The organism is Rhodococcus oryzae (assembly GCF_005049235.1).
Classification (GTDB): Bacteria; Actinomycetota; Actinomycetes; order Mycobacteriales; family Mycobacteriaceae; genus Rhodococcus_G; species Rhodococcus_G oryzae.
The window spans coordinates 500,117-514,018 of sequence record NZ_SUMD01000003.1; the positions used below are offsets into that span (position 1 = coordinate 500,117).

Genomic DNA, 13,902 nt, shown 5'->3' on the forward strand with positions numbered 1-13,902 from the left:
TGCTAGGAAAGGAAATCCGCGAGGATTGTGGTCAGCTCGCCTGGCTCGTGGCCGGGCAGGCTGTGGTGACTGCTGTCCGGCAGGACCTCGATCCGGACGCCCGGGAGGGTTCCGCGCGCTGCCGCGGCCACCCGATCGATATCGATCGCCCGCGAATCCTGGGCGAGCGCAACGAGGGTCGGGACCTGCAGCTCGCCGAGCGCGGTCCTGGACGGCCGCTTCGGTAGCACGATCCGTGGCCGCGGGGACCCCGCGGCGCCGAGCGCGTACACGGTCAGCCAGTCTGGGTCGACGGACCGTCCGGCTGTCTCCCACTCGATGAATCGGCGGACCCGGCTCTCGTTGGGGCGCAGCAACATCGGGAGCGCTCGTAGCAGATATCCGGCCCGAAATCCGGAGAAGCAGTCCGACGGGTCGAGCAGGGCGAGCCGGTCCACCCGATCCGGGTGGCCGAGCGTGTACGCGAGGGCCAGCCACGCGCCGTAGGAGTGTCCGATCAGCGTGGCCCGCGGCAGGCCGAGTTCGGCGCGCACGGCATCGAGCCACGTCATCAGGTCCGTGGGGGTGCGGGGCCGCCGGTCGCCGGGCACGCTGCGTCCGACATCCCCGATCAGATCCGGGGCGTACACCCGATGCGTCCGGCCGAGCGCGGTCGCGACAGCGGACCAGGCGGTAGAGGTGGCGCCCCCGCCGTGGAGCAGGACCACCGGCGGCGCCCCTGTCGGTCCGCAGGCGTGGACGCGGGTGACGCCGAATTCGGAGGTGGTCTCCAGGACCGTCACCCCGTCCCAGCGGGCGAGAACCGCGTCGTAGGCGGCGTCGAACCGGCCTTTCGTGCGGATCTGCGTGTCGTCGTCCATGGACCGCCCCCGGTTTCTCTCGTTATCAGATAATCTCGATGATAGAGATAATTGCTCATCGAGAGATGTGATTCAAGGAGTGATCGTGGGAACAGGGCAGTGAGTGCGACCGACGACCCAGGCGCGGCACTGCAACTCGTGCACGAGCTCCGCAGGCTGACCGTCGAGCTGGACCGGTTCGGTGCCGCGTTCGCGAGCCGCAACGGCCTGCACGCGACCGACCTCCGCGCGCTCATCGCGCTGCTCGATGCCGACCGGGCGGGGATCGCCGCGACGCCGGGCTGGCTGGGCGGGCAGCTGGGCCTCGGCTCGGCGGCGACCACCGCCCTGCTCGACCGGTTGGAGCGGGCCGGCCACATCGGCAGGACACCGGACCCCGGCGACCGCCGCCGGGTGCTGCTGCGCGTGCAGGAACAGGCGAAGTACCTGGGCTGGTCGTTCTTCGGACCGCTGATCGGGCGCATGATCGCCTCGATCGGGGAGTTCGACCAGGCCGAGCTGACCGCGGTGACCCGCTTCCTCGGGGCGATGAACGAGGCGGTCGGATCCGCGGCGGGCGGCACCGACGGGGGTCGTTGACATCCGGTCCGTGGCCGGAGAAGGCTCGAGTCCATGGAATCACTGCGTGGCCGCGTCGCGCTGGTGACCGGGGCGACCGGTGGGCTAGGCCCCGTCATCGCCCGCGCGCTCGCACGTGAGGGCATGGACCTGGTGGTCACCGGCAGGCGGGTGGACGCCCTCGACGCCACGGCGGCGGCCCTGCGGGCGACCGGGGCGCGGGCGGACTCGGTACCTGCCGATCTCGCGGACCTGGATGCGACGGGGGCCCTGCTCGAACGCGCCGAGCGATCCTTCGGCCCGATCGACGTCCTGGTCAACAATGCCGGTGTCGAGAATGTCGCGGCGTTCACCGCGCTCACTCCCGAGGAGCTGACGGCGATGGTCGACGTCAACCTCTCGGCGCCGATGTTGCTCACCAGGCACGTGCTGCCGGGCATGCTGGCGCGCGGGCGCGGCCACGTCGTGTTCATCAGCTCGACGGCGGGCAAGTACGGGCCGGCCTTCTCCGAGCCGTACGCCGCGACCAAGGCGGCCCTGATCGGGCTCACCCAGTCACTGCGTGCCGAGTACGGGCGGTCGCCGGTCGGATTCTCCGTGGTGTGCCCTGGATTCATCGGCGGCGACGGCATGTACCAGCGGATGGTCGAGCGCGGTTTCCGGTCCAACCGGGTGATCGGCGAGACCACCACGTCGAAGGTGGCGGACAAGGTGGTGACGGCCATCCGACGTGACCTGCCCGAGGTCATCGAGAGTGGCGCCCCGATCCGCCCGCTGCTGGCGTTCGCCGCGCTGGCCCCCCGTCTCGCGGAGCGGATCGCCGGAAAGGTCGGCGTCAACGAGATGTTCCGGCGCCTGAGCGAGGAGCGTGGGAGGACCGGGTAGCGCGGGTCGGTGGGACGGGGGACGGCCCGGCCGCGGCGTCGGGATAGATTTGTCGGGTGATTGTTGCGCTCATCGACTCCGGCCTGGGGCTGCTGCCGACGTCGGCCTGGCTGCGGCGTCTCCGCCCAGAACTGGACCTGCTGCTCTCACTCGACCCGGACGGCGCGCACTGGGGGCCCAAGCCCGAGCAGTGGGTGATCGACCGTGTGGTCGGGGCGGCCGAGCGTGCGGTTGACCTGGGCGCCGAGGTCGTCGTGCTGCCCTGCAACACCGCCAGCGTGACCGCCCTCGACCACGTCCGGGACCGGCTTGGCGACGCGATCCCCGTGATCGGGACCGTGCCCGCGATCAAGCCGGCGGCCGCGGCCAGTCGCTCGGTCGCGATCTGGGCCACCGCGGCCACCACCGCCAGCCGGTACCAGGCCGATCTGATCGAGCGGTTCGCCAACGGCACTGCCGTGGTCGGGGTGGCGTGTCACGGGCTGGCCGAGGCGATCGACCTGGGCGACACCGATCTGGCGAAGCAGGCGATCGCGGACGCCGTGACACGCACCCCGGCCGACTGTGACGGGGTGGTCCTCGGCTGCACGCACTACCCGCTGATGGCCGAGGAGATCGCGGACCAGTTGCCCGCGGGGGTCACCCTCTTCGACAGCGCGGAGGCCGTCGCGGCCCAGACGCTGCGGCGCATCGACGCGCTCGGCCGGGACGCGAGCGGAAGCGGCTCGGTGAAGGTCCTGCTCAGTGGCAGGCCTGGGGAGCTGCCCGCAGGCGCCGCGGCGTTCGAGGCCGGCCGCCTGCTCGGCTAGCTCGCGTCGCTACGCCCCGGCGGTGCCGAGTTGTTCGAGGCCGGCGGCCACCACCCGAGCGACACCACCCAGATCCTCGCGGTGCTCACGGGTGCCGTCGAGATCGCGGAGCCGGTCGACGCTGGCGACGGAGAACATCGCGGCCACCCAGGTGGTCGCGCAGGAATCGAGTACCCGCGCGGACACCGCAACCGGTGAGCTCGCGCGCAGGACCTCCACGGTCGCATCGTGCAGGTAGGTGCGGAATCGCCGCAGGTGCGCGCGGACCGCGGGGTGGGTCTCCGCCTCGCGCCAGATGATCACCCGCATCACCGAGGAGTGGTGGTCCCTGAGGTTGAGCGCGGCCTCGAGGTTGACCAGGGTGGACTCCGGTTCGCCGGTGACCACCAGCCCGGCGACGTCCGCCAGCGGTTCCGCGGGCAGTCGCTCGGCGATGAGCGTGGTGAGGATCGCCGACTTGGTCGGGAAATAGTAGAAGACCAGGCCCTTCGGCACGCCCGCCTGCTTCGCGATGGCTGCGGTCGAGGTCGCGTCGAAGCCCGACTCGGCGATCAGCTCCTCGGCGGCGTCGAGGATCAACTCCCTCGCGTCACCGTCCACGCTGGCGGTCCGGCGTTGGCGCGGACCTGGCATTCGGTTGCCTCCACACGTGTTTCGTCAGGCGCGACCGTCTGACCGAGCCCGGATATCCGACCGGCTGGAGCGAGGCGGACGGCCTTCGCTCCAGCCCGGGACTGTTGTTTGATTCTGTCAGGGATCGACGTTCCGTCAGTGATGCGTCGCCAATCCGCCACCGTGTCCGATGTGCAGCCTCGAGCCCTCCGGCATCGCGGCCATCGCCGTGAGCACCGTCAGCACTCCACCGATCCATGAGGTCCAGGCGGCGCCTGCCATGTCGGCGAAGCCCATCACCCACGGAGAGAGGAACATCAGCACGCCGAGAACGCCCATAGCCCACGGGAGCGCCGGCATCTCTGCCGACATCATGTGCGCCAACCCGGCGACCGCCACCAGTGCACCCAGCACGATCATCGACCACATCGCGGCGTCGTTCGTGTCCATCCACAGCGGGGACAGCGCCACGACCACGCCGATCACCACGGCGGCCCAATCCTGCCACCGAGCCATTGCTGCCTTCATTTCCTGCCTCCTCGACGAGGGAACCCCGCTACCTCAGGTATAACCCTGATTGACCGGCCGATCAATAGCTGCGCGGCCTCGGTTCGGATTCGCCCGGCCCGGCAGTCTGGCAAGGTCGGGGCATGGACGATGCGGAGGCAGTGACCAGGGCGTTGGCGCAGGTGTCGAGCCCGGCCGACGCCGTCGAGCTGCAGCGGTTCTTCAAGACCGGCCCTGGCGAGTACGGCGAGGGTGACGTCTTCATCGGTGTTCGGGTGCCCGCCACCCGAACGGTGGCGAAGCGGTTCGCGGACCTGCCGTTGGCCGAGGTCGACGTGCTGCTCGACAGCGAGGTGCACGAGCACCGCCTGGCCGCTCTGGTGATCCTGAACGGCCGGTTCACGCGGGCCTCAGGGGCGCGGACACGCGACGAGGCCGAGCGCGAGCGGATCGCCGATTTCTATCTGGCAGCCGTGCTCCGGGGTCGGGTGAACAACTGGGACCTGGTCGACACCTCGGCGGTGACGGTGCTCGGCGGTTGGTTGTTCGACCGGCCGCGAGACCTGGTCCACGAGCTCGGCGCCGATCCCGACCTGTGGCGGCGCCGGGTGGCACTGCTGACCACGTTCGGGTTCATCCGACGAGGCGACGCGACCACCACGCTGGAGTTGGCGCCACCGCTACTCGGGGACCGGCGCGACCTCACCCAGAAGGCGCTCGGCTGGATGCTGCGCGAGGTCGGCAAACGGGTGGACAGGCAGCTGCTCACGGGTTTCCTCGACGAACACGCCGCCGCGATGGGGGCGACCGCGCTCAGCTACGCCACCGAGCACCTGGACACGGACACCCGCGCGCGGTACAGGCGGCTACGCCGCCCGTGAGCGCTCGACGAGTGTGGGGACTCGGTAACCGCGCACGGGCGGCGAAGCCGCCTAGAACTCGATCTTGAGGTGGTCGGTGACCGGGCGGGCCTGGCAGCCGAGGATGTAGCCGGCTGCGATGTCCTCGGGGTCGAGGATCTCGCTGTTCTCCATCTCGACCTTGCCCTCGAGCACGGTGCAGGCGCAGGAGCCGCACTCGCCCTCCTGGCAGGAGTACGGCACGTCGAGACCCTTCGACAGCATGATGTCGACGAGGGTCTGCTTGCGCGGCCAGCTCATCGTGTGGGTCTCACCGTCGAGCTGCACCTCGACGGTGGCGGCGTCCGCGGCCTCCTCCTCGGTGACCTCTTCGCGCGCCACGTCCTGGAACGGGTCACCCGCGAGCGAGTTGAACACCTCGGCGTGCACGGAGGTGCGCGGCACGCCTGCTTCGGCGAGCGCCTTGTGCACCGTGTCCATGAACGGGCCGGGGCCGCACATGAAGGACTCGAAGCCGCCGAACGGCTTGGCGAGGGTGGCGAACTGGTCGGGCGTCGGCAGCCCCTGCAGGGACTCGAGCCAGTGCACGACGGTCAGGCGGGTCGGGTACTGGGCCGCGAGGCCGCGCAGCTCGTCGGCGAAGATGACCGACTTCTCGTCGCGGTTGGCGTAGATCAGCACCACCTTGCCGGTGCCCTCGGTGAGCGCGGACTTGAGGATCGAGATCACCGGGGTGATCCCGCTGCCCGCGCCCCAGAGCAGGAAGTCGTGGTCGAGCGACTTGGGCGTGAACACACCGGACGGGGGCAGCACCTCGATGGTGTCGCCGGCCTTGACGTTGTCGCACAGCCAGTTGGAGCCGTATCCGTCGACGGTCCGCTTCACGGTGACCTTCGGCTCGGAGTCGCTGAAGGGCGAGCTGGCGAGGGAGTAGCAGCGGGCCACGGAACCGGTCTGATCGCTGGGAATGCGCAGGGTGAGGAACTGGCCGGGCTTGTAGTCGAACTTGCCGCGATGCTCGTCCGGGACGGTGAAGACCAGCGACCTGGCGTCGGAGGTCTCCTCGACGACCCCGGAGACGGTGAGGACAACCGACCTGGAGCTGTGCGGCATGTCAACGGTGGTCATCGCGGCGGATCCTCTCGGGGGTGAATCTGGAACGTGTTCTAGTTTTCAAATGTAGCAGGAAAACATGCAACCAGGTGGATCGTAAATTGCAGAGTGGCGATCCCGATAATCGGGATGCGGCAGCTCAGGGATGGTCGGCCGCGCCACCCGGCGGCGGCGATCGGGCTGGTCAGCCGCGTCCGGCAGCGGAGGTGCCGAGCCCGTGTGAGAGGACCTCGCTCCCCGCGCGGAGCAGATCGGGCAGCTCGAGGGAGTCGTCGGTGAGCCACTGCTCATAGGCCGAGAGGGCGATGCCGAGGACCATCCAGCCGATCGTGCGGGGCAGGTGATCGCCGGGTCGGCAGCCCATCCGGTCGGCCACGTAGTCGGCGATCACGCCGCGCCAGCCGTCGTACATCACCATCGAATACGCCTGCAGCGCCGGGGCTTGCAGGATTATCTCCATCCGCTTGCGGTGCAGCGCGGCCACGGTGGGCGAGAAGCTGTTGAACTCGAGCAGCGCCGAGGCGAGTCCCTCCGCCAGCGGGATGTCGCGGGGGAGTTCCGCGAGCTGCTCGCGCATGTTCGCCAGATGTAGGTCGAAGTCGCCCCACGGCACCGCGTTCTTGGAGGGGAAGTAGCGGAAGAAGGTGCGCCTGGCGATACCGGCTGCCTCCGCGATCTGATCGACGCTGGTCTCCTCGAAACCGTGCTCGGCGAACAGTTCGATGCCGATATTGCTGATCCGATCGCGCGTCGTCGACGGCCGACGACCTATGCGACCTGCGGGTTTGCTACCGGCCTGCGTCAATTTCCCCTCCGGACCTTTCATTGTGCACTCGATGCCATTAGTGTGGTGAGCCGAGTCACAGCGAACTGATCGCCGTGACTGACGCCAACCCTGACACAGGAGGTATGTAGATGTCTGAGCATCGCGAAAGCGTCGTTGCCGGGACCGAGCTCGTCGAGGAGGCCTTGGTCGAAGAGGTCTCGATCGACGGCATGTGCGGCGTGTACTGACCGTGGATCTCGACACCGGGTGGAAGCTTCACCCGCAGGTGGCGCTTCGCCCCGAACCTTTCGGGGCGTTGCTCTACCACTTTGGGACCAGGAAGCTCTCGTTCCTGAAGAACCGCACCATCGTCGAGATCGTGCGGGCCCTGCCCGACCATCCCGACGCCAGGACCGCCATCCGCGCGGCGGGTATCGACGAGGCGCAGGTGGACACCTACGCCCGCGCACTCGCCACGCTGGCCGATTCGAAGATGATCGTGCCCGGCGCGTCCGCGGCCTGAGCTCGCCTGATCCGCCACCCCACTCCTCGAGGACACAGCCCATGACCTCCATGCTCGATCGCCCCGCACCCGCCCCGGTCGGCCGGCTCGTCGACCAGTTCGAACTCGGACTCGACGCGCCCATCTGCCTCACCTGGGAGCTCACCTACGCCTGCAACCTCTCCTGCGTGCACTGCCTGTCGTCGTCCGGCAGGCGCGATCCGCGCGAGCTGAGCACCGAGCAGTGCAAGTCCATCATCGACGAGCTGCAGCGGATGCAGGTGTTCTACGTGAACATCGGCGGCGGCGAGCCCACCGTCCGCTCCGATTTCTGGGAGCTCGTGGACTACGCCACCGAGCACCAGGTCGGCGTCAAGTTCTCCACGAACGGTGTGAAGATCGACAAGAAGGTCGCCGCGCGGCTGGCGGCCAGCGACTACGTCGATGTGCAGATCTCCATCGACGGCGCGACCGCGGAGGTGAACGACGCGGTTCGCGGCCCCGGCTCCTTCGCGATGGCGGTCCGGGCGCTCGAGAATCTCGCCGAGGCGGGCTTCAAGGACGCCAAGATCTCCGTCGTCGTCACCCGCCACAACGTCGGCCAGCTCGACGAGTTCAAGGCGCTCGCCGACAAGTACGGCGCGACGCTGAGGATCACCCGGCTCCGCCCGTCCGGCCGTGGCGCCGACGTCTGGGACGAGCTGCACCCGACGCAGCCGCAGCAGCGCGAGCTGTACAACTGGCTCGTCGCGAACGGTGAAGGGGTCCTGACCGGCGACTCGTTCTTCCACCTGTCCGCCTACGGCGACGCGCTCCCCGGCCTGAACCTGTGTGGCGCCGGACGGGTGGTGTGCCTGATCGACCCGGTCGGCGACGTGTACGCGTGCCCCTTCGCGATCCACGAGCAGTTCCTCGCGGGAAACATCGTGGCCGACGGCGGTTTCCAGCACGTGTGGCAGCACTCCGAGCTGTTCACCGAGCTGCGTTCCCCGCAGACCGGCGGCGCGTGCAGCAAGTGCGACCACTACGACTCCTGCCGCGGCGGCTGCATGGCGGCCAAGTTCTTCACCGGCCTGCCGATGGACGGTCCTGACCCCGAGTGCGTGCAGGGCTACGGCGAGGCCGCGCTCGCGGGCACCCGCGGCGAGATCCCCAAGTCGAGCGTCGACCACTCCCGCACCGGGAACCGTCGCACCCCGCGGGCGCCCGTCCCGCTGCAGCTGATGGTGCGCCCGCCCGCCAAGGTCTGCGACGAGAACCCGCTCGCGGGCATGAATTAACGAGACTTGTTCACTCAGTAGAAAAGGTTCAGTGATGGCCAAGAATGCCTGGTTCGAAACCGTTGCCGAGGCGCAGCGGCGGGCCAAGAAGCGGCTGCCGAAGTCGGTGTACGGCGCGTTGATCGCCGGTTCGGAGCAGGGCCTGACCCTCGACGACAACACCTCTGCCTTCGGTGAGCTCGGATTCGCCCCGCACGTCGCGGGGCTGTCGGACAAGCGTGATCTGTCGACCACCGTGATGGGACAGCCGATCTCGATGCCGGTGCTGATCTCGCCGACCGGCGTGCAGGCCGTGCACCCCGACGGCGAGGTCGCCGTCGCCAGGGCCGCCGCCGCTCGCGGCATCGCGATGGGGCTGAGCTCGTTCGCGAGCAAGTCGATCGAAGAGGTGACGGCGGCCAACCCGCAGACCTTCTTCCAGATGTACTGGGTCGGCAGCCGGGAGGTGCTGCTGCAGCGCATGGAGCGGGCGCGAGCGGCCGGGGCGACCGGGCTGATCATGACCCTGGACTGGTCGTTCTCGCACGGACGCGACTGGGGCAGCCCGGCGATCCCGGAGAAGATGGACCTCAAGGCCATGGTCCGGTTCGCGCCCGAGGCCATCACCCGGCCGAAGTGGTTGTGGGAGTTCGCGAAGACCGGCCGGGTGCCTGACCTGACCACCCCCAACCTCGCCGCGCCCGGCGAGCAGCCCCCGACCTTCTTCGGCGCGTACGGCGAGTGGATGGGCACGCCGCTGCCGTCCTGGGAGGACGTCGCATGGCTGCGTGAGCAGTGGGGCGGTCCGTTCATGCTCAAGGGCGTCATGCGGGTCGACGACGCCAAGCGCGCGGCCGACGCGGGCGTCACCGCGATCTCGGTGTCGAACCACGGCGGCAACAACCTCGACGGCACCCCCGCGCCGATCCGGGCGCTGCCCGCGATCGCGGAGGCCGTCGGAAGTGAGATCGAGGTCCTGCTCGACGGTGGCATCCGGCGCGGCAGCGATGTCGTCAAGGCGGTCGCCCTCGGTGCCCGCGCGGTGATGATCGGTCGTGGCTACCTGTGGGGCCTGTCGGCCAACGGCCAGGCGGGTGTCGAGAACGTGCTCGACATCCTCCGCGGTGGAATCGATTCGGCGCTACTGGGTCTCGGGCACTCGTCCGTGCAGGACCTGACCGCCGCGGACATCGTCATCCCGCCGGGATTCGCCCGCCCGCTCGGCCTCTGAGCCAGGTGTAGGCGTCGCAGGTCGTGACGCAGCGGTTGACCGAAGGACTCACTCTGGCCGGGCGCACCGCCCGGTCCAGGGTGCTGTTCGGACCCCATGAGACGAACCTGGGCAGCGACCGTGCCCTGTCCGGGCGCCACGTCGCGTACTACGAGCGGCGGGCGCGCGGTGGCGCGGGCATCCTCGTCACCGAGGTCGCCTCGGTGCACGCCGACGATTGGCCGTACGAGCGGGCGCCGCTGGCCGCGGAGAGCGCTCCCGGCTGGCGGGACATCGCGGCCGCGTGCCGGCCGCACGGGACGCTGGTGTTGGCCGGACTCGGCCACACCGGGCTGCAGGGCTCGAGCGCGTACTCGCAGTCGGCGCTGTGGGGACCCTCGCGCGTGGCCGACGCCGTCACCCGCGAGCTGCCCATGGAGATGGAACGGGCTGAGATCGACTCGCTGATAGCGGGATTCCGGTCGGCCGCGGTCTCGGCCCGGGATGCCGGGATGGACGGGGTCGAACTCGACGCGGGACCGCGGTCACTGCTGCGGCAGTTCCATTCCGGGCTGACCAACCTGCGCGACGACGGGTACGGCGTCGACCGGCTCAGGCTCACCCGCGAGGTGATCGAGGCGGTCCGCGGCGAGCTCGGTCCGGACCGGGTGCTGTCGCTGCGGCTGAGCTGCGATGAACTCGCGCCCTGGGCGGGGATCACCCCCGAGATCGCCGCACGGCACGCCCGCGAGTTGGCGGAATCGCTCGACCTGCTGGTCGTCGTCCGCGGCGGTCCGATGTCGGTGGAGGCATACCGGCCGGACGCACACACGGCGCCGGTGTTCAACGTGAAACTGTGTTCGTCTGTCCGTGCGGCGGTGGCAGGCGCGGTGCCGGTCGTGCTGCAGGGCAGCGTGATCGAGGCCGGACAGGCGGAGCGCGCGCTTGCGGACGGCGTCGCCGATGTGGTGGAGATGACCCGCGCGCAGATCGCCGAACCGGACCTGGTGGTCAAGGCGCGCCGCGGCGGCGAGGCCCGGAAGCAGGCGGAGGCCCCGCCCCGGCCGTGCCTGCTCTGCAACCAGACCTGTCAGGTCCGCGACCCGCGCAATCCGATCATCACCTGCGTCGGGAATCCGTCGGCCGGGCACGAGAGCGTCGACCCCGACGAGGCGTTGCCTGCCCCGGATCCGGGTGACGTCCTGGTCGTCGGTGGCGGGCCCGCGGGTCTCGAGGCCGCGCGAATGCTGGCGTTGCGCGGCCACCGGGTCACCCTCGCCGAGCGCGGTTCCCGGCTCGGCGGCATGCTGCGAGTGGCCGCGGTCGGTGCCGGTCGCGACCCGCTCGCGGCGATGGTGGACTGGCTGGAGACCGAATGTCGCCGGCTGGGCGTCCACGTCGAGACCGGCCGGGCGATCACGGCCGGGGAGATCGACGCGGCGAGATCCGCGGGCCGAGTGGTGATCCTGGCGACCGGAAGCCTGCCGAGGCCGTGGCCCGGTGACCGCCACGCGAGCGTCGAGATCGTGAGCCCCCCGGAGGTGCTGGCAGGAAAGCCGTTGCGGGACGGTCCGATCCTGGTGTTCGACCCGGTGGGGGACCAGGTCGCCGTCGCGGTCGCCGAATGGCTCGCCGCCCGCGGCCGCGAGGTGTCCATCGCGACACCGGACCAGGTCGTCGGAGTTCAGTTGGGCCGGACCGGCGACCTCTCCGCCGCCAATGCTCGGCTGCAGCGGGCAGGCATCGCGCGCCACCTGAGCATGACCGTTCGCTCGATCGCCGCGGACGGCGTCCAGTTGGAGAACGTCCACACCGGCGAGCGGCGGCTGCAGGCCGCCGCCACCCTGATCGACTGCACACACAGGCTTCCCGAGGAGTCCCTGGTGCGGGAGTCGCCCGCATCGGTCCGGATCGGGGACTGCCTGGCGCCGCGCACCGCCGCCGAAGCGATCCGGGAGGGCCGGGCGGCGGCAGCGGTGGCCTTTGCCCGGGATGTGCGGCGATGACCCACCGGCACCTGCTGACCCCGTTGCCCCTCGGGCGGCTGACCCTACGTAACCGGGTTGTGTTCTCGGCGCACCTGACCAACAGTGCCCGCGGCGGGCTGCCCACCGAACAGCACATCGCGTACTACGAGGCGCGCGCCAAGGGCGGCGCGGGCCTCATCATCACCGAGGAACACAGCACCCACCCGTCGGACTGGCCGTACGAGAAGCTGATCCAGGGCTACCGGCCCGAGGTGATCCCGCACTACCGGAAGCTCACCGACGCGGTGCACGCCCATGGTTCGGTGATCCTGGCCCAGCTCAACCACAATGGCGGGCAGGGCTCCGGGATGTACTCGCGGCAGCCGGTTCTGGCGCCGAGCCCGGTGGCGGACCCGCTGTTCCGCGAGGTGCCGAAGGCGGTCGACCCGGCCGAGATCGCGGAGCTCGTCGCCGGCTTCGCCGCGACCGCGGAACACTGCAGGCGCGGTGGCTTCGACGGCGTCGAAATCCAGTGCTCGCAGGCATCGATCGTGCGGGCCTTCCTCTCACCCGACACCAACCGGCGCACCGATCGGTACGGGGGCACCCTGGCGAATCGTGCCCGCTTCCTGCTCGAGATCGTGGCGTCGGTGCGCGCGGCGCTCGGGCCCGAACCGGTCCTCGGCGTGCGGTTGACCGGTGAGGAGCTGATCGAGAACGGGATCCATCTCGACGAGGCGGTCGAGGTCGCCGCGATGGTGGAGGCCTGTGGGCAGGTCGACTACATCAACACCTCGATCGGCATGGCGACGCAGACCCTGCACCTGATCGAGGGCTCGATGGCGGTGCCGCGCGGGTACGCCCTGTTCATCCCGAGCGCGATCCGCAGGCGGGTGACGCTGCCGGTGATCGGTGTCGGCCGGTTCACGGATCCGGAGCAGGCGGATCTCGCGATCGAGGAGGGCCATTGCGACCTGATCGGGGTCGTGCGCGGGCAGATCGCGGACCCCGACTTCGTGGCCAAGGCCGCGGCCGGGCGATCCGGTGAGATCCGGACCTGCCTCTCCTGCAACCAGGAGTGCATCGGCCGGGTCGGCCTGGGCCGCTGGCTCGGCTGCGTCGAGAACCCCAGGGCCGGAAGGGAATCGGTGCCGCTGCCGATGCCCCGACGACGCGGCCTGCGGGTGAGCGTGGTCGGCGGCGGACCGGCGGGGCTGCAGGCCGCGGCCACCGCCGCGCAGCGCGGTCACCGGGTGACGCTGTTCGAGCGGGGCGCCCGCACCGGTGGCCAGGTCCGCGCCGCGGCGGGTGCGGCGGGGCGCGCCGAGTTCGGCGTGCTGGTCCGGAATCTCGAGGCGGAATGCGCGCGGTCCGGCGTCGAGGTCAGGACCGGCGTCGAGGTGGACGCGGACCTGCTCCGGTCCCTGGCGCCCGACGCGGTGATCATCGCGACCGGGGCCCGGCCGCGACGACCGGGATGGGCGGGCGAGTCGGCGCGGGTGGTGGACGTGCGGGACGTGCTCGAGGGCCGGGTCGAACCCGGCGGCCGGGTGCTCGTGATCGACGAGCTGGGTTTCCACCAGGCGACGTCGGTCGCCGAATCGCTGGCCGATCGTGGCTGTGTGGTGACGGTCGCGACCAACGGCATGATCGTCGGTCAGGACCTGGGCCTCACGCTGGACATGGAGGGCTGGCAGCGCAGGGCGCACCGCAAGGGCATAGCGCAGCTCACGGACCTGGTGCCGATGGCGGTCGCCGCGGCGCCGGGGGCGGGGGTGCGGGTCACGCTGCTGCACCATCCGACCGGGATCACCTCCGAGCCGGAGTTCGACTGGGTGGTGTGTGCGGTGCACCAGCAACCCGAGGACCGACTCTGGAAGCAGTTGTCCGGGAGCGAGTTCGAGGTTCACCGGATCGGTGACGCGCTGACCCCGCGGCGAGCGGACGCGGCGGTGCGGGAGGGCCACCGGGTGGCCGTCGCGCTCTGACGAGTG

Annotated in this window: 15 protein-coding genes; 10 read left to right on the forward strand and 5 right to left on the reverse strand. The window is 70.2% G+C overall.

Features of this window, described 5'->3' with window-relative positions:
• Positions 1-2 precede the first annotated feature (2 nt).
• The gene (locus FCG67_RS08675) at positions 3-860 is read right to left on the reverse strand and encodes an alpha/beta fold hydrolase (protein ID WP_136908906.1); all 858 of its coding nucleotides are present in this window, start codon (positions 858-860) and stop codon (positions 3-5) included.
• 99 nt (positions 861-959) lie between these two features.
• On the opposite strand from FCG67_RS08675, the gene FCG67_RS08680 reads away from it, so the two are divergent.
• Genes FCG67_RS08680 through FCG67_RS08690 form a run of 3 tightly spaced genes read left to right on the forward strand, consistent with a single transcriptional unit; the run spans position 960 to position 3,112 of the window.
• Positions 960-1,439 carry a MarR family winged helix-turn-helix transcriptional regulator gene (locus tag FCG67_RS08680; protein ID WP_136908908.1) on the forward strand — a complete coding sequence of 160 codons (480 nt, stop codon included), beginning with the start codon at positions 960-962 and terminating at the stop codon, positions 1,437-1,439.
• A gap of 33 nt (positions 1,440-1,472) precedes the next feature.
• Positions 1,473-2,303 (forward strand): SDR family NAD(P)-dependent oxidoreductase, encoded by an 831-nt coding sequence (locus FCG67_RS08685; protein WP_136908910.1) that lies wholly within the window; start codon positions 1,473-1,475, stop codon positions 2,301-2,303.
• A gap of 56 nt (positions 2,304-2,359) precedes the next feature.
• Entirely contained in the window at positions 2,360-3,112 is a 753-nt protein-coding gene (locus FCG67_RS08690; RefSeq protein ID WP_136908912.1) for a glutamate racemase, read from the forward strand.
• A 9-nt stretch (positions 3,113-3,121) separates the two neighbouring features.
• Here FCG67_RS08690 and FCG67_RS08695 read toward each other — a convergent pair whose 3' ends face one another.
• Positions 3,122-3,745, reverse strand: a complete 624-nt coding sequence (locus tag FCG67_RS08695; RefSeq protein WP_136908914.1) for a TetR/AcrR family transcriptional regulator — start codon at positions 3,743-3,745, stop codon at positions 3,122-3,124.
• A gap of 135 nt (positions 3,746-3,880) precedes the next feature.
• A complete protein-coding gene (locus FCG67_RS08700) occupies positions 3,881-4,252 on the reverse strand; it encodes an SPW repeat protein (protein ID WP_027500601.1) in 372 nt (123 codons plus the stop codon).
• Between the two features lie 122 nt (positions 4,253-4,374).
• Here FCG67_RS08700 and FCG67_RS08705 point away from each other — a divergent pair, with 122 nt between their 5' ends.
• On the forward strand, positions 4,375-5,112 hold the full coding sequence (locus tag FCG67_RS08705) for a DNA alkylation repair protein (protein WP_136908916.1): 738 nt from the start codon (positions 4,375-4,377) through the stop codon (positions 5,110-5,112).
• 51 nt (positions 5,113-5,163) lie between these two features.
• Here the strand turns inward: FCG67_RS08705 and FCG67_RS08710 are convergent, their stop codons facing one another.
• Both FCG67_RS08710 and mftR read right to left on the reverse strand, forming a co-directional pair.
• The gene (locus FCG67_RS08710) at positions 5,164-6,219 is read right to left on the reverse strand and encodes a ferredoxin--NADP reductase (protein WP_136908918.1); all 1,056 of its coding nucleotides are present in this window, start codon (positions 6,217-6,219) and stop codon (positions 5,164-5,166) included.
• 169 nt (positions 6,220-6,388) lie between these two features.
• Complete coding sequence (gene mftR / locus FCG67_RS08715) at positions 6,389-7,009, reverse strand: mycofactocin system transcriptional regulator (RefSeq protein WP_246044942.1); 621 nt, start codon at positions 7,007-7,009, stop codon at positions 6,389-6,391.
• Positions 7,010-7,119: 110 nt separating this feature from the next.
• Here mftR and mftA point away from each other — a divergent pair, with 110 nt between their 5' ends.
• From mftA to FCG67_RS08745, 6 genes are read left to right on the forward strand one after another with little or no spacing between them, the layout of a single operon-like run.
• Positions 7,120-7,218, forward strand: a complete 99-nt coding sequence (gene mftA / locus FCG67_RS08720) for a mycofactocin precursor MftA (RefSeq protein WP_072750957.1) — start codon at positions 7,120-7,122, stop codon at positions 7,216-7,218.
• The gene (mftB, locus tag FCG67_RS08725) at positions 7,203-7,493 is read left to right on the forward strand and encodes a mycofactocin biosynthesis chaperone MftB (RefSeq protein ID WP_072750956.1); all 291 of its coding nucleotides are present in this window, start codon (positions 7,203-7,205) and stop codon (positions 7,491-7,493) included. Before mftA ends, mftB begins: the two co-directional genes overlap by 16 nt.
• A 41-nt stretch (positions 7,494-7,534) precedes the next feature.
• Positions 7,535-8,752: a mycofactocin radical SAM maturase gene (mftC, locus tag FCG67_RS08730; RefSeq protein WP_097211004.1), complete on the forward strand. Its 1,218-nt coding sequence runs from the start codon at positions 7,535-7,537 to the stop codon at positions 8,750-8,752.
• A gap of 34 nt (positions 8,753-8,786) precedes the next feature.
• A complete protein-coding gene (gene mftD, locus FCG67_RS08735) occupies positions 8,787-9,962 on the forward strand; it encodes a pre-mycofactocin synthase MftD (RefSeq protein ID WP_077040772.1) in 1,176 nt (391 codons plus the stop codon).
• A 23-nt stretch (positions 9,963-9,985) separates the two neighbouring features.
• The gene (locus FCG67_RS08740; protein ID WP_136908921.1) at positions 9,986-11,947 is read left to right on the forward strand and encodes a mycofactocin system FadH/OYE family oxidoreductase 1; all 1,962 of its coding nucleotides are present in this window, start codon (positions 9,986-9,988) and stop codon (positions 11,945-11,947) included.
• Positions 11,944-13,896, forward strand: a complete 1,953-nt coding sequence (locus tag FCG67_RS08745) for a mycofactocin system FadH/OYE family oxidoreductase 2 (RefSeq protein WP_136908923.1) — start codon at positions 11,944-11,946, stop codon at positions 13,894-13,896. Before FCG67_RS08740 ends, FCG67_RS08745 begins: the two co-directional genes overlap by 4 nt.
• The last annotated feature ends 6 nt before the right edge of the window (positions 13,897-13,902 follow it).